We start from the raw sequence: 15,283 nt of genomic DNA on the forward strand, positions 1-15,283 counted from the left end.
GCAGCCGTCGGCATCGAGGGCATGTGGCCCTTTGGTGCGGGCCCCGACTCGCCTCGGGGCTCGCACGGACCGGGCCGCGACCGGTTTCTAGCCCTCGATCCGCTCCTCCAGCCGGACGGTCACCGACTCGCCCGCCTCCTTCCCGATCGCCCTGCGCACATCGGCCTTGACGGGCAGCTTGTGGGTGCCGTCGCCCAGGGCCATGAAGGAACTGCGGAAGGGGTGCCCGTCGATCGTCCCGCGCACCTTGACCAGGCCGCGGGTGCCGAAGAACGCCGCGGAACCGGGCCACACGAGGTAGGTCCAGCCGCCCTTGGCGGGGCTCTTCCGCAGCTCCGCCGTGAACTGCTCGTCGAGCGCGCTCATGATGTCTCCTCCGCTTCCCGGTGGTCCGCCACGAACGGGAGACCGCCGGGAGCGCCGAAACTCATCGGGCCGGTCGTTGAACGCTCCGTCGGGTGCGTCCGTAGAAGACGGGGACCGGCCCGGAGGCCTCCCGCACGCATGCCGTGGCCCGGGAAAGCCCCGGTCGCAGTGGCCGGCGTGCCGTTTCGGCCAATCGCACCCTCGCATATGCCAGGAGACTGGCTGAATTGGCATGGTGACAGAGGGTCAGGAGTGGCGATACTCGACTGACAGGGCGATTGAGTCATGAACGAACGCGCACCCATGCGCGCTCTTCACGTCACTCTGCGTGACGTTCTTGTCGCCGGATGCGCACGACCAGCAAGTCTGCGAGGCGAGAGCAAGTCCGCGCGGCGCGTCGGGCCGGGCGGGGACGGCGGTGCGATCGGGGGAGCGAAGCGTGCACGACGAATTCCTGTGCCATGTCACCGCGTACGGCTGGTGCGGCGGTCAGCGCGTCGGTGTGCCCCTCGGTACCTATCGCGCCCCCACCCTGGCCCTGGCGTTGTGGTGGATGCGCGACCGCGCGTTATGGATCGCCGAACGCCTCGATCCGCGGCCCGAGAACCCGAAATTCCCCCCGAACGCGGTGGTTCCGGTCGCCGACACCGTACCGGACGTACCGAGCCAGCTGCGCGCGTGGTCCGCCGACGATGCTCAACAGGTCCTGGTCGCCGAGGAGTTGGCCGCCGGTAACCTCGTCCGGATCGCCACGAACGACGACACCACGGAGTACGAACTGCTCGCCGAGTCCGTCGACGCCGTACGCATGCAGCGCATCGCCCAGAGAATCGCGGCCCCCGCCGCCTGAGCGGGGCGCGCCCGCGCTCGTGGGCCTCGCCGTCGCCGTCGGGCGCGCATATCGGGACCGATCGGTAGAATTTTCCGCATGGCAGAGCGGTCGATCGCCTCCACCGCGCCCGCACTCGTGCTGGAGACCGAGTCGGGCTCCACCGTGCTGGCCCCGTCCCACGCCTACCACGTCGGGCGCGACCCCCTCAGCGACGTCGTCCTCGACGACGACCGGGTCTCGTGGCACCACGCCGTGCTCCGGGCCGAGGCCGACCACTGGACCATCGAGGACGAGCACAGCACCAACGGCACGTACGCCGACGGCCACCGCATCCACGAGTGGGACGTCGGCCCCGGCACGGTCATCCACTTCGGGAGCCTCCCCGACGGCCCCCGCGCGGTGCTCACCGGTCTCGCCCCCGAGCGGCCCTCCGGCATCCACCGCCCCGCCTCCACCGGCACCTTCCGGCAGCCCACCAGCGTCCACCCGCTGCCCGAACGGACCGTCCACATCGGCCGCGCCGCCGACAACGACCTGGTCATCGACGACCTCATCGTCTCCCGCCGGCACGCCGAGCTACGGGCGCGGCCGGAGGGCACGTACGAGATCGTCGACCTCGGCAGCCACAACGGCACCTACCTCAACGGCACCCCCGTCGACCGGGCCCCGGTCACTCCCGGTGACATCGTCGGCATCGGTCACTCCGCGTTCTGTCTGGTCGGCGACGAACTCCAGGAGTACGTCGACACCGGTGAGGTCTCCCTCGACGTCCAGGAACTCACGGTCGCCGTCGACCGCGGCCGGAAGACGCTTCTGGACGGCGTGTCGTTTCCGGTCGGCGAGAAATGCCTCCTCGCCGTCGTCGGCCCGAGCGGCGCCGGCAAGTCCACCCTGCTGAACGCCCTCACCGGCCAGCGCCCCGCCGACAGCGGCAGCGTCCTCTACGACGGCCGCGACCTCTACCGCGACTACGCCGAACTGCGCCAGCGCATCGGCCTGGTCCCGCAGGACGACATCCTGCACGCCCAGCTGACCGTGCGCAGAGCCCTGTCCTACGCCGCCGAACTCCGCTTCCCCCAGGACACCGCGAAGGCCGAACGGCACGCCCGCGTCGACGAGGTGATCCGCGAACTGGGCCTGGAACAGCGCGCCGGGCAGCCCATCCACAGCCTCTCCGGCGGCCAGCGCAAACGCGTCAGCGTCGCCCTGGAACTCCTGACCAAGCCCTCCCTGCTCTTCCTCGACGAACCGACCTCCGGGCTCGATCCCGGCATGGACCGCTCCGTGATGCACATGCTGCGCGGCCTCGCCGACGACGGCCGCACCGTCATCGTCGTCACCCACAGCGTCCTCAGCCTCGACGTCTGCGACCGCCTCCTCGTCCTCGCGCCCGGCGGCAAGGTCGCCTACTACGGGCCGCCGGACGACACCCTCGCGTTCTTCGGGTTCGAACAGTGGCCGGAGGCGTTCGAGGCCTTCGAACGGGATCAGGAGCGGGACTGGGCGGGGGAGTACCGCGACTCGCCCTTCCGGCGCCGGTACGTCACCGCCGCCATGGGACAGCCGTATCAGCCCGACGGCGAGCCGATCGCCGTGGCGCCGCCGCCCAAGCCGCAGAGCTGGGGCGCCCAACTGGGCACCCTGGTCCGCCGGTACGCGGCCGCGCTCGGCGCCGACCGCACCTTCCTCGCCATCATGATCGCGCTGCCGTTCGTGATGGGCGCGATGGCCAGAGCCCTCGCGGGCGGCACCCTGGACCGGGAGACGGCGATGAACGCGCTGCTCATCCTGTGTGTGGGCGGCGTGCTGACGGGTGCGGCGAACGCCGTGCGCGAACTGGTCAAGGAGCGGGTGATCTACCAGCGCGAACGGGCCGTGGGGCTGTCCAGATCCGCCTATCTGATGTCCAAGGTCGTCGTCCTCGGCACGGTCACCGTCCTCCAGGCGATCGTCCTCACCCTGGTCGCGCTGCTCGGCGTCGACCTCGGGGCCCCTGGCGGCGAAGGGGTGCTGATGCCACCGCTGGTCGAGATCACGATCGCGGTGGCCCTGCTCGCCTTCACCGCGATGATGCTGGGCCTGGTCGTCTCCGCGCTGGTCCGCAAGGAGGAGGTCACCATGCCGTTGCTGGTGCTCCTCGCGATCGTCCAGGTCGTGTTCTGCGGCGCCCTGCTGGATGTGCGGGGCACGATCGTCCTCGAACAGCTGGCCTGGCTGGTGCCGTCGCGGTGGGCGTTCGCCGCGATGGCCGGCACGATCGACCTGGAACGGATCGTCCCCGACACCTCGGACCCGCTGTTCGCGCACTCGGCGGGCGTGTGGCTGCTCGACCTGGGGATGCTCGTCGTCCTGTCGCTGCTCTGCGGCTGGGCCGTCGCCCGGCTGCTGCGCCGCCGTGAGCCCGCGGTGATGCGGAAGTAGCCGCCATGACGACCACCGGCTTCCTGCCCACCCATGTCGTCCCGCCGGGGGGCCTGTCCGCCTGGGAGAGCCCCGACCCGGACCGCCCGACCGTCCCCCTCGACGCGCTGCTGCCGGTACAGCTGCTGGAGCGGAGCGGCGACTGGGGGCATGTCCTGTGCGCCAACGGATGGTCCGCGTGGGTCGACGGTCGCCTCCTCGTCGCCGTCCCGCAGGATCCGCCCGTCGCCGGCGCGGCACCCGCCCGCACGGCCGACCCGCGTCCGCTGCTGGCCCGGGCCGAGGAGGCCCTGACGCGCTACCGCACCGAGGCGGAGGCGCTGGCCGCCGGGCACCGCGACGGGGAGGCGTTCCACGAGCGTACGAAGGGGCTGCGGGTCGGGGTCGTCGTCGACGGCGAGTCGCTGTGGCTGTTCGACGCGGCGCACGAGCGGTGGGTGTACTGCGACGGGGCGCGGCTGAGCACGTTCGCCGCGGTCGAGGAACCACGCGAGACCCCGGCCGCCGCGCGTGAGACCCCGGCCGCTCCACGCTCCTCTCCGGCCGCCGCCCCCGCCTCGACGCCGCGGGAACCGACGAGGATCGTGGCCGGACCGCCACACGAACCCCCGGACCGGCCACCGGCCGAGGACGAACCCACGCGACTGGTCCCGCCGGTGACCCCCGATGAGTGAGACACAGCCGTACGCGGGGCGCCCCTCCGAGCTGGTCGGGCGGCGGATCGCCGGATACCGCGTCGAGCGCGAGATCGGCCGGGGCGGTATGGCCGTCGTCTACCAGGCGACGGACCTGCGGCTGGAGCGGACGGTCGCGCTGAAGCTGCTCGCCCCGGAACTGGCCCGCAACGACACCTTCCGGCGCCGCTTCACCCACGAGTCCCGGGTCGCCGCCGCGATCGACCACCCCCACATCGTGCCGGTCTTCGAGGCGGGCGAGACCGACGGCGTCCTCTACATCGCGATGCGGTACGTCGCCGGCAGCGACCTGCGGCACCTGCTGGACCGGGAGGGCCCGCTGCCGGTCACGACCGCGACCCGGATCGCCGCCCAGGTCGCCTCCGCGCTCGACGCGGCGCACGACCACGGCCTGGTGCACCGGGACGTGAAGCCCGGCAACGTCCTGGTCGCGCAGGGCACGGACAGCGACCACCCCGAGCACGTCTACCTCACCGACTTCGGTCTGACGAAGAAGTCGCTGTCCCTGACGGGCTTCACCACCGTCGGCCAGTTCGTCGGGACGCTCGACTACGTGGCGCCGGAGCAGATCTCGGGCAAGCCGGTCGACGGCCGCTGCGACGTCTACAGCCTCGCCTGTGTCGTCCACGAGACACTCGCCGGCCGGCCCCCGTTCCAACGGGACGACGACATGGCCCTGTTGTGGGCCCACCAGTACGACCAGCCGCCCCCGCTGACCGGCCTGCGACCCGATCTGCCGCCCGCGGTGGACCAGGTGATGGCGACGGCGCTGGCCAAGTCCCCGGACGACCGGTACGACTCCTGCCTCTCCTTCGTGGCGGCGCTCCGGGCGGCCGGCACGGCGCGGGGCTTCACGCCGCCGGGGCACGCGCCGACGCGGCCGGTCCCGCCGACCGCGTCCGGGCCGCCCGACGCCCCGCCCGAGCCGCCCCGGTGGGCCGCGCCCGTGTTCATCCGGGCCGGCCGTCACCCCGACTGACGTCGAGCCGCTCGACGTGGGCCACGTTCTCCCGGTCGTCGGCGTCCGTGCCGGCCTCGGCGGCGAACCAGGCGTCCAGGATCTCCTTGAGCAGCGGCTCGGAGGTCAGCCGCAGCCCGATCGCGAGGACGTTGGCGTCGTTCCACCGGCGCGCGCCGTCGGCCGTGTAGGCGTCCGTGCACAGGGCCGCCCGCACCCCGGGCACCTTGTTCGCGGCGATCGACGCGCCGGTGCCCGTCCAGCAGCACACGACGGCCTGGTCGGACGCGCCGGAGGCGACCTCGCGCGCCGCCGCCGCCGAACAGACGGCCCACCGGGGGTCGTCCCCGTCGCGCAGCGCGCCGTGCGTCACGACTTCGTGGCCCCGGCCGCGCAGCTCCGCGAGGAGGAGACGCGCGACGGGCTCGTCCATGTCAGAGGAGACGGAGATCCGCATGCCCCCGAGGCTACCCGGGGCCAGGGGCCTCGCTACGGGCGCGGCCAGGGCTTTCCGGCCAGCCGCTCGATGTTCGTGTTGAAGCGCTCCAGATAGTCGGCGAACCCGGCGATGTCCTCCTCCGACCAGCCCTCCAGGACCATGGCGAGCGTACGGACATTGCCCTCCCGCTCCTCGTCCAGCCGGCGCTCGCCCTCCTCGGTGATGCGGAACTTCCGCGCCACCCCGCCCTCCGGGTCGAGGGTGTGCTCGACCAGCCCCGCCCGCAGCGCGGCGGCGGTCTGCCGGCGCAGGGTGGAGGCGTCGAGGCCGAAGGCGTCGCTCAGCTCGCTGATCGACATCGGCCCCTCGATCCGGATGCGGCTGAGGACGATGTAGGCGCTGCGCTCCAGCGTGGAGTCCTTGCGGCGCCCCTTGCTCTTGCTCAGATGCTGGTAGCGCCCGAGCAGCATGTTCTCGTACTCGACCCGGCGCGTCGGCTCTTCCACGGTCGCCTACCTCCTCGTTGCGGACACGGCCAGGGCGATCTTTCCATCCCGCCCGGCCCGTACGACCCGGCCGGAAGGCGCAGCGCCGCCGCCCTGTGCATCATGCATGGAATGTGTGCCATGCACTCCTCGTGTGCCATGCATTTCACGTGTGTGATGCATTCCATGTGTGTCATGCATGGGACAGGTATGCAGCACGCCGGACGCATGAGGACCAGGACACCACCGGCGGCCCAGCGGACGGGCCGGTCGCGGAACTCGGTGAACACCCTCCCGCCCCCCGCCCGCCTGCCGGGGGAAACCCCGCCGTGCCTCGAACGCGTCACGGAACACCTGGAGCGGGACCGCGCCGCCGCGCACGGCATGGGCCCGGGCGACCGGGAGGCGCCGGTGGGCCGCCAGGGCCGCCGCGAGACGGGTCCTGCCGATGCCAGGCTCGCCGGTGATCTCCACCACCGACCCCCGGCCGTTCCCCTGGCGTGACCAGGGGAGGTGGGGGTCAGGGCGAGGCGGGCGGGTCCAGGAGGCGGACGGTGATCGACCACGGTCCGTCGGAGCGGGCGTAGAGGAGACAGGGGCCGGGGAGAGGGGTTTCGCCGTGCCAGGGGCCCACGTGGTTGGCCAGCTCGTCGAGGAAGCCGGTGCCGTCCGGTTCGAAGGTGTCGACGAGGAAGTACCCGCCGTCGTCGGAGCGCGGATCACCCTCGTACCGGAGCGTCGCGATCCCGGGCCCGCCGGTGTGGCGCAGCACGTCCGAGGCGGGACGCCGGGTGGGGCCCGCACAGGGCAGCGCGCTCGACAGCGGGCTCACGTCGACCGTCCACGGCCCGTCCGCCTGGACGCGCACCGCCCGCACCGGCCGGTCGTCGGCGTTCACCAGGGCGCGGCACGAGAAGGGGCCGTCGGTGTAGACGAGTTGGCTCTGCGAGTGCAGCCTCCCGTCGAGGGCGTCCACGACGAAGTGACCGTTCCCCGCGTGGGTGATGTCGAGGATGACCGGCCCCGTCCCGGTGGTCAGCCGGGTGACCGCGTCGCCGTCGCCGTCGATCCGCTGGAGCGCCGGGCCGCCCGCGGTCAGCAGCGGGGGTGCCTGCCGGGGCGGCTCGTCGCTCTTGCCGAGCCCGGAGGGCGGCACCACAGGGGCCTGTCGCTGCGCGCGGTCGCGTCGGAACCACTTCATGGAGCCCCCTGGTGACGTCTGCGCACAGTATTGGGCGTCCTGGTCTCCGCGTACACATCGAGGACCGCACTTCGCCAACCGCCTTCGCAGCGCGGGGGATTGTGGCGTTCATCATGGTTTGCGGGGGAGTGGTCCGGCCGGGCATCGTCCTCGGTCCGGCCGGGCATGGTGAGGAGGGCGGAACATGCCCGGGGCAGACGGCGTGCGACGACGGGGTCGTGCGACTGCCCACGGAGCCGCCCGAGCCGTCCTGAGCGAATGTCGTCCACACGTGGTGCGCACGTGTGGTGCGTGAAGAGGGGGAGCCATGGTGCCGCCGGTCGTGCCCGAGGACGTGTCGTCGCAGCCGATGCTGAGCCCGCTGACGCCCGCCGCCGTCTTCCTGGTCGTCGGCGTCGTCCCCGGCGGTGAGCCGACGGCCCGCGGAGTGCTGGCCCAACTCGCCGCTCTGGAACGGGCGGTGGGCTTCTCCAGCCCCGACGGCGCACTCGGCTGTGTGGCGGGGATCGGCGCCGAGGCCTGGGACCGCCTCTTCGGCTCGCCCCGGCCCGCCGCCCTGCACCCCTTCCCCCGGCTGGACGGCCCCCGGCACCGGGCCGTGTCCACGCCGGGCGACCTGCTCTTCCACATCCGGGCGACACGCGTGGACCTCTGCTTCGCGCTGGCCGCCGAGATCATGCGGCAACTGCGCGGCGCGGTCACCCTGGAGGACGAGGTCCAGGCCTTCGCGTACTTCGACTCCCGCAACCTCCTCGGCTTCGTCGACGGCACCGAGAACCCGGTCGGGCGCCTCGCCGCCGACGCCGTGCTCGTCGGTGACGAGGACCCCGGCTTCCGTGGTGGCAGCTATGTGCTCGTGCAGAAGTACCTGCACGACGTGGAGTCCTGGGAGAAGCTCCCCGTCGAGGCCCAGGAGAAGGTCATCGGCCGGACCAAGCTCACCAACCTCGAACTCGACGTGGAGGGTTCGCACGTCGACGTCAACACCCTCCTCGGCCCGGACGGCACGGAACAGCGCATACTGCGCGCCGCCATGCCGTTCGGCAGGCCCGGACAGGGCGAGTTCGGCACGTACTTCATCGCCTACGCCCGTGACCCCTCGGTCCCCGAGGCGATGCTGCGGAGGATGTTCCTCGGCGAACCGCCCAACGGCCACGACCCGATCCTGGACTTCTCCCGGGCCGTGACCGGAACCATGTTCTTCGTGCCCTCGGCCGACTTCCTGCGCACCGCCCCGGCCCGGCGCCCGCCCGTCTGACCGTCAGAACTCGTCCTCGCCCTCGACGAAGGTCCGCACCACCTCGATGTCCCCGATCCGGGACACGTCCACCCGGCGCGGGTCGTCCCCCAGCACGACGAGATCGGCCCGCCTGCCGGGGGTGAGGCTGCCGGCGTCGCCGTCCCAGTGGCAGGCGCGGGCGGCCTCGACGGTGTACGCGCGCAGCGCCTCCTCGACGGTGATCGCCTCGGCGGGGCCGATGAGGCGGCCGGACTCCGAGGCCCGCTCCACCATGAACTGGATCGCCCGCAGCGGGGCGCCGTTCGCGACCGGGCGGTCCGAGCTGCCGGCCACCCGCACCCCGTGGTCGAGGAAACCCCGGCCCCGGTACAGCCAGCCGGCCCGCTCCTCGCCCATGATCGTGGCGTAGTCGTCGCCGTAGTACCGCAGGAAGCTCGGCTGGACGACGACGGTGACACCGAGCGCGGCCAGCCGGGGCAGTTGGTCGGGGCGGACCAGGCCCGCGTGTTCGACACGGTGGCGTGCCTCCGGGCGGGGACTCAGCTTCCGGGCCTTCTCCAGCGCGTCCAGGGCGACGTCCAGGGCCCGGTCGCCGATCGCGTGCACCGCGAGCTGCCAGCCCGCGAGGTGCCCCTCGACGATCGTGCTCTCCAGGACCTCGGGCTCGTGCATGAGTTGACCGGAACCGCCACTGCCCAGATAGGGGCTGGTGAGGGCCGCCGTACGGGCCATCATGCCGCCGTCGGTGAAGACCTTGAGCGAGCCGAGGGAGAGGGCGCCCTCGCCGAAGCCCGTGCGCAGGCCGAGGTCGATCGCCCGGCTCGTGGTGTCGTCGGCGTCGGCGCGCACCGGGCGCAGCGCGTCGGCGGCCACCATCAGCCGTACCCGCAGCGGCAGCCGGCCCGACTCGTGGGCGAGCTGGTAGGCGGCGCCCTCGATGGGGCTGTGCCCGAACAGCCGGGCCCCGACGCCCGCTTCGGCGCACCCCGTGATGCCCTCGGACCGGCAGACCCGGGCGGCGTGCTCGATCGCCGAGGCCAGCTCGGTGAGCGAGTGCGGCGGCCGGGACTGCAGTGCGGCCCCCATGGCGCCCTCCGCGAGGAAACCGTCCGGCCGGGCCACGTCCGCCGGAAGTCCTGCGAGCACCGCCGAGTTGACGAGGCAGGCGTGCCCGGAGAGATGGCCCAGGTACACCTTGCGTCCGGCGCTGACGGTGTCGAGGTCGCTCGCCGTGAGCGGGCGGTCGAGGGTGCGCTGGTCGTAGCCGCCGAAGTCCACCCAGCCGCCGACGGGCGCCTGCGCCACCGCGTCGGCGACCACGCGGAGCACGTCGTCCGCGCTGCGGCTCGGCGCCACACTGGGCGCCTTCGCCTTCAAGCCCGCCCACGCCAGGTGCACATGGGCGTCGACGAACCCCGGCAGCACGGTGGCCCCGCCCAGGTCGAGCGTCCGCCGTGCCGGAAGGCCCGCCACGTCCTCGTCCAGGCCGACGATCCGGCCGCCCCAGATGCCGAGTTCCCGGGCGCTCGGGCGGTCCGGATCCATGGTGACGATGTGGGCGTTGGTGATCCTGGTGCTGAGCACGGACAGGTCCTTCCGGTCGGGGCGGAGCGCCCGGTGGGTTCTCGTATCGGTGAAGTCGCTTGGTCCGTAAGCCAGTTGACGGTCGGCTCGACTAATGTCCCGCGTTCGGGGAGGTCGCTCAGGTCTCGAAGACGTCTCGGGGCTGGTCCAGGAAGACAAATGTAGTTAGCCTTACCTAAGTTTCCTTGTACGTTTCCTGTGTTGGCGAAACCGGTCCGGAGTGTTGCGTGAGAAAAGCGGACCCACCGGGACGGAACGTCCTGTGGCGCGCGGTCGGCGGACAGCGTCGGGACGTCGTGCTCGGCGCGGTTCTGGGGATGGGTCACCAGACGGGTGAGGCCCTGGTGCCGGTGCTCCTCGGAGTGGCCATCGAGCGCGGCGTCGTCGACGGCGACATCCCCGGACTGCTGCTGTGGCTGCTCGTCCTGGCCGCCGTGTACGTCGGGCTCTCCTTCAGCTTCCGGTTCAGCGCGCGGGCGGGGGAACGCGCCGCCGTCACCGCCGCGCACCACCTCAGGACCGCCCTCGTCGGCCGTGTCCTCGCACCCGAGGGCGGCGCCGAAGAGGGAAGGCTGCCGGGCGAGTTGACGAACATCGCCACCGAGGACGCCAAGCGGGTCGGCGCCGTGGCCATGGCGCTCATCGTCGCCTTCGCGGCCACCGCCGGGCTCGTCGTCAGCGCGGTCGCCCTGCTGCGCGTCTCGATCGTGCTGGGCCTCCTGGTGCTCCTGGGCACCCCACTGCTGCTGTGGCTGGGACACCTGCTGAGCAAGCCCCTGGAACGGCGCAGCGAGACCGAACAGGACCGCGCCGCCCAGGCCTCAGGCGTCGCCGCCGACCTGGTGGCCGGACTGCGCGTCCTCAAGGGCATCGGCGCCGAACAGGCGGCCGTCGCCCGCTACCGGCGCGTCAGCCAGGACTCCCTCGCCGCCACGCTGCGCGCCGCCCGCGCCGAGGCCTGGCAGAACGGCGTCGTCACCATCCTCACCGGCGCCTTCATCGCCCTGGTCGCCCTCGTCGGCGGCCGCCTCGCCGCCCGCGGCGACATCGGCCTCGGCGAACTCGTCTCCTCCGTGGGGCTCGCCCTGTTCATCGTCGGCCCGCTCTCCGAGTTCGCCTGGATCAACGCCGAACTCGCCCAGGGCCGCGCCTCCGCCGCCCGGATCGCCGAGGTGCTGGACACGCCCGGCGCCGTGGCCGCGAAGGGGTCCGCCGAGACCGTCCCGCCGGCCGGCGTCCAGGGCCGGCTGACGCTGCGCGCCCTGACCCACGGCCCCCTGCGCGGGGTCGACCTCGACATCGCTCCCGGCGAGACCGTCGGTGTCGCCACCACCGACCCCGCCGACGCCACCGCGCTGCTGCGCTGCCTCGGCCGCCACACCGACCCCGACGACGGCACCGTGGAACTGGACGGCACCGCGCTGACCGCGCTCGGACCGGACGACGTCCGTACGGCGATGCTGGTCGTCGAGCACGACGCCGACCTGTTCGAGGGGACGGTCCTGGACAACGTCACGGCGGCGATCGCCACCGGCGCGCCCTCGGGAGCGTCGGCGGGCGCCGCCGACACGGGGGCGGCGGGCACGGCCGTACCGGCGCACGTCACCGCCGCGATGGTCGCCTCCGGAACCGACGAGGTCGCCCGCGCGCTGCCCGACGGAGTCCACACCACCGTCACCGCGCGCGGCCGTTCCCTCTCCGGCGGCCAGCGTCAGCGCGTGGCCCTGGCCCGCGCCCTGGCCGCCGCCGCGCCGGTCCTCGTCCTGCACGAACCGGCCACCGCCGTCGACGCCGTCACCGAGTCCCGCATCGCCGACGGCATCCGGGACGTCCGCGGCGGACGCACCACCCTCCTGGTGACCAACAGCCCCGCCCTCCTCGCCGTCGCCGACCGCGTCGTCCTCCTCCACGAAGGCCGCGTCCTCGCGACCGGCGACCACGAACGCCTCGTCCACGAGCGCGCCGACTACCGGACGGCGGTCCTCGCATGACCGATCAGGTGAAATCCACCGAGGCGGAAGCCGAGGCCGAGGTCGAGGCCGAAGCCGAGGTCGAGGCCGAAGCCGGGGGCGCCGAAACCCCCGAGCGCTCAGAGGCATCCGTGGCCTCCGTGGCGTCCCGAGCCGACGAGGCCGAGCCCCTGCGCGGTGGGCGTGCCGCACCTGTGCTGCTGCCCGTCGCCAGTGCCGCCCGTACGCGGGCCGCGGTCGTCGAGCTGGTGCGGCCGCAGCGGCGGCTGGCCGTGTCCGCGTTCGCCGTCATGGTCGCGTCCACCGCCGTCGGGCTGCTGGTGCAGCCGCTGCTGGGCCGGATCGTCGACCTGGCCGCCGACCGGGGGTCCGCCGACGCCATCACCGCCACCGCGGTGCTCCTCGTGGCCGTGGCCGTGGCCCAGGGCGTCACCGCCGGGTTCGGTCTGTCGCAGATCGCCCGGCTCGGCGAGACGACCCTGGCCCGGCTGCGCGAACGCTTCGTCGAGCGCGCCCTCGCACTCCCCCTGGACCGCGTGGAGAAGGCCGGCGCCGGCGACCTGACCGCCCGGGTCACCGCCGACGTCTCCCTCATCGCCGACGCCGTGCGCAACGCGCTGCCCGCCCTCGGACGGTCGGTGCTCATCATCGTCCTCACCTTCGGCGCCCTCGCCCTGCTCGACTGGCGGTTCCTGCTGGCCGCGCTGCTCGCGGTCCCCGTGCAGGTGGCCACCGCCCGCTGGTACGTCGCCCGCGCCATCCCGCTCTACGCCGAGCAGCGGGTGGCCGCCGGCGCCCAGCAGCAGCAGATGCTCGACACCATCGGCGGCAGCTCCACCGTGCGGGCGTTCCGGCTGGGTCGCGAGCACACCGAGCGGGTCACCGAGCGGTCGTGGTCCTTGGTGGCGCTGACCATGCGGGGCGTGCGCCTCGTCCTCGGCTTCTACAGCCGGCTGCACATCGCCGAGTACATCGGGCTCGCCGCCGTTCTCGTCACCGGCTACTGGCTGGTCCGCGACGGCTCCGCCAGCATCGGTACGGCGACCGCCGCCGCCCTGTACTTCCACAGCCTCTTCGGCCCCGTCAACGCCGCCCTCGCCCTCCTCGACGACGCCCAGTCCGCCACGGCGGGCCTCGCCCGGCTGGTCGGCGTCACCGACGAACCCGTGGCGCCGCCGCCGACGCGCACCGTCGGCGCCGGCGGTGTCGACGTCACCGTGCGCGGCCTCGGCCACGCCTACCGGCCGGGCCACCCCGTCCTGCACGACATCGACCTGACGATCCGCCACGGCGAACGGGTGGCCCTCGTCGGCGCCAGCGGAGCCGGCAAGACCACCCTGGCGCGACTCGTCGCGGGCATCCAGCCGCCCACCTCCGGCGACGTCCTGGTGGGCGGTGTCCCGCCCACCGAACTGGGCGCCGCCGCCTCCCGCACGATCGCCCTGATCACCCAGGAGACCCATGTCTTCGCGGGCCCCCTCGCCGACGACCTGAGGCTCGCCAAGCCCGACGCCACCGACGACGAACTGCGTGCCGCCCTCGACCGGGTCGACGCCCTCGCCTGGGCCGAGGCCCTGCCCGAGGGGCTCGCCACGGTCGTCGGCGACGGCGGCCACCGGCTCAGCGGCGAGCGGACCCAGGCCCTCGCACTGGCCCGGCTGATCCTCGCCGACCCGCCCCTGGTGATCCTCGACGAGGCCACCGCGGAGGCGGGCAGCGCCGGCGCGCGCACCCTGGAGAAGGCCGTCGCCCGCGCCGTCGACGGCCGGACCGCGCTGATCGTCGCCCACCGCCTCAGCCAGGCCGCCACCGCCGACCGCGTCGTCGTGATGGAGGCCGGCCGCGTCGTCGAGAGCGGCACCCACGACGAACTCCACGCCGCGGGAGGCCCCTACGCCGCCCTCTGGTCGGCGTGGTCGGACGCCCGCGACACCGGCCCCAGGCCGGCCCCCGAGACCCCCACACGCACCGCTCCGCAGAAACCCGAACCGAAGGACCGCTGATGTTCCGCTCCCGCAGAGCGCCACGGCTCGCCGTCGTGCTCGCCTCCGCCACCCTGCTCCTCGCCACCGCGTGCGGTGGGGGCTCCGACTCCGACGACGCGTCGGGCGCCGGCGCGGAGGCGAGCACCTCCGGCGACTCCGCCTTCCCGGTCTCCGTCGACCACAAGTACGGCAGCACCACGATCAAGGCCGAACCCAAGCGGATCGTCACCGTCGGCCTCACCGACCAGGACTCGGTCCTCGCCCTCGGCAAGGTTCCCGTCGGCACCACCGAGTGGCTCGGCGGCTACAAGGGCGCCATCGGCCCCTGGGCCGAGGACAAGCTCGGCTCCGCCGAGGCGCCGACCGTCCTCAAGGACACCGGCACCGGCCCGCAGGTGGAGAAGATCGCCGCCCTCAAGCCCGACCTGATCCTCGCGGTGTACGGCGGACTCACCAAGGAGCAGTACGAGTCGCTGTCCAAGTTCGCGCCCGTGGTCGCCCAGCCGAAGGCGTACAACGACTACGGCGTCCCGTGGCAGGAGCAGACCGAGACGATCGGCAAGGCGCTCGGCAAGTCCGACGAGGCCGCGAAGGCGGTCGCCGACACCGAGGCGAAGATCAAGGCCGCCGCCGACGACAACCCCGGCTTCAAGGGCGCCACGGCCGTCATGGCCACCCCGTACGAGGGCATGTTCGTCTTCGGCAGCCAGGACCCGCGCTCGCGCCTGCTGACCGGCCTGGGCTTCACCCTGCCCAAGGACCTCGACAAGGTGATCGGCGATCAGTTCGGCGCGAACATCAGCAAGGAGCGCACAGACCTGCTCGACCAGGGCGCCATCGTCTGGCAGGTCGGCGACGTCACGAAGGATGCCGCCAAGCTGCACAAGGACGCCTCCTACAAGGACCTGAAGGTCGTGAAGGAGGGCCGTGAGGTCTACGTCAACGAGACCAGCGACTACGGCAACGCCCTGTCCATGGGCACCGTCCTCAGCCTGCCGTACGTGATCGAGCGCCTGGCGCCGCAGCTGGCGGCGGCCGTCGACGGCAAGACGGACACCAAGGTGGAGCAGCCCGCGTCCTGACGCGATCAGGGGCGATCCCCCGGGA

General features: G+C 73.0%; 14 protein-coding genes. 9 read left to right on the forward strand and 5 right to left on the reverse strand.

Annotation, left to right across the window (positions count from 1 at the left end; translation table 11 throughout):
- Nucleotides 1-87: 87 nt before the first annotated feature.
- Nucleotides 88-366 carry a DUF1905 domain-containing protein gene (locus ACZ52C_RS31515; RefSeq protein WP_469077930.1) on the reverse strand — a complete coding sequence of 93 codons (279 nt, stop codon included), beginning with the start codon at nucleotides 364-366 and terminating at the stop codon, nucleotides 88-90.
- A 439-nt stretch (nucleotides 367-805) separates the two neighbouring features.
- On the opposite strand from ACZ52C_RS31515, the gene ACZ52C_RS31520 reads away from it, so the two are divergent.
- From ACZ52C_RS31520 to ACZ52C_RS31535, 4 genes are all read left to right on the forward strand, one after another.
- Nucleotides 806-1,216, forward strand: coding sequence for a hypothetical protein (locus ACZ52C_RS31520; protein WP_469077931.1), 411 nt, complete (start codon nucleotides 806-808; stop codon nucleotides 1,214-1,216).
- 78 nt (nucleotides 1,217-1,294) lie between these two features.
- On the forward strand, nucleotides 1,295-3,619 hold the full coding sequence (locus ACZ52C_RS31525; protein WP_469077932.1) for an FHA domain-containing protein: 2,325 nt from the start codon (nucleotides 1,295-1,297) through the stop codon (nucleotides 3,617-3,619).
- A gap of 5 nt (nucleotides 3,620-3,624) precedes the next feature.
- Nucleotides 3,625-4,293 (forward strand): SH3 domain-containing protein, encoded by a 669-nt coding sequence (locus tag ACZ52C_RS31530; protein ID WP_469077933.1) that lies wholly within the window; start codon nucleotides 3,625-3,627, stop codon nucleotides 4,291-4,293.
- Nucleotides 4,286-5,293, forward strand: coding sequence for a serine/threonine-protein kinase (locus ACZ52C_RS31535; protein WP_469077934.1), 1,008 nt, complete (start codon nucleotides 4,286-4,288; stop codon nucleotides 5,291-5,293). Before ACZ52C_RS31530 ends, ACZ52C_RS31535 begins: the two co-directional genes overlap by 8 nt.
- Here the strand turns inward: ACZ52C_RS31535 and ACZ52C_RS31540 are convergent.
- Nucleotides 5,265-5,729, reverse strand: coding sequence for an RpiB/LacA/LacB family sugar-phosphate isomerase (locus ACZ52C_RS31540; protein WP_469077935.1), 465 nt, complete (start codon nucleotides 5,727-5,729; stop codon nucleotides 5,265-5,267). The genes ACZ52C_RS31535 and ACZ52C_RS31540 overlap by 29 nt on opposite strands.
- 32 nt (nucleotides 5,730-5,761) lie before the next feature.
- Entirely contained in the window at nucleotides 5,762-6,217 is a 456-nt protein-coding gene (locus ACZ52C_RS31545) for a MarR family winged helix-turn-helix transcriptional regulator (RefSeq protein WP_469077936.1), read from the reverse strand.
- Nucleotides 6,218-6,424: 207 nt separating this feature from the next.
- Between ACZ52C_RS31545 and ACZ52C_RS31550 the strand changes: the two genes are divergently transcribed.
- Nucleotides 6,425-6,700 (forward strand): hypothetical protein, encoded by a 276-nt coding sequence (locus tag ACZ52C_RS31550; RefSeq protein ID WP_469077937.1) that lies wholly within the window; start codon nucleotides 6,425-6,427, stop codon nucleotides 6,698-6,700.
- Nucleotides 6,701-6,716: 16 nt separating this feature from the next.
- On the opposite strand, the gene ACZ52C_RS31555 is transcribed toward ACZ52C_RS31550, so the two are convergent.
- Nucleotides 6,717-7,397, reverse strand: coding sequence for a hypothetical protein (locus ACZ52C_RS31555; RefSeq protein ID WP_469077938.1), 681 nt, complete (start codon nucleotides 7,395-7,397; stop codon nucleotides 6,717-6,719).
- A gap of 307 nt (nucleotides 7,398-7,704) precedes the next feature.
- Here ACZ52C_RS31555 and ACZ52C_RS31560 point away from each other — a divergent pair, with 307 nt between their 5' ends.
- Nucleotides 7,705-8,655 (forward strand): Dyp-type peroxidase, encoded by a 951-nt coding sequence (locus ACZ52C_RS31560; protein WP_469077939.1) that lies wholly within the window; start codon nucleotides 7,705-7,707, stop codon nucleotides 8,653-8,655.
- Between the two features lie 3 nt (nucleotides 8,656-8,658).
- On the opposite strand, the gene ACZ52C_RS31565 is transcribed toward ACZ52C_RS31560, so the two are convergent.
- Nucleotides 8,659-10,221, reverse strand: coding sequence for an amidohydrolase (locus ACZ52C_RS31565; protein ID WP_469077940.1), 1,563 nt, complete (start codon nucleotides 10,219-10,221; stop codon nucleotides 8,659-8,661).
- Between the two features lie 227 nt (nucleotides 10,222-10,448).
- On the opposite strand from ACZ52C_RS31565, the gene ACZ52C_RS31570 reads away from it, so the two are divergent.
- The 3 genes from ACZ52C_RS31570 to ACZ52C_RS31580 are packed head-to-tail and all read left to right on the forward strand — an operon-like array spanning nucleotide 10,449 to nucleotide 15,258.
- A complete protein-coding gene (locus tag ACZ52C_RS31570) occupies nucleotides 10,449-12,212 on the forward strand; it encodes an ABC transporter transmembrane domain-containing protein (RefSeq protein ID WP_469077941.1) in 1,764 nt (587 codons plus the stop codon).
- Nucleotides 12,209-14,194, forward strand: a complete 1,986-nt coding sequence (locus ACZ52C_RS31575; protein WP_469077942.1) for an ABC transporter ATP-binding protein — start codon at nucleotides 12,209-12,211, stop codon at nucleotides 14,192-14,194. Before ACZ52C_RS31570 ends, ACZ52C_RS31575 begins: the two co-directional genes overlap by 4 nt.
- On the forward strand, nucleotides 14,194-15,258 hold the full coding sequence (locus ACZ52C_RS31580; protein WP_469077943.1) for an iron-siderophore ABC transporter substrate-binding protein: 1,065 nt from the start codon (nucleotides 14,194-14,196) through the stop codon (nucleotides 15,256-15,258). The genes ACZ52C_RS31575 and ACZ52C_RS31580 overlap by 1 nt, the downstream gene beginning before the upstream one ends.
- The last annotated feature ends 25 nt before the right edge of the window (nucleotides 15,259-15,283 follow it).

The sequence above is a fragment of the Streptomyces sp. NPDC034049 genome (assembly GCF_055575575.1).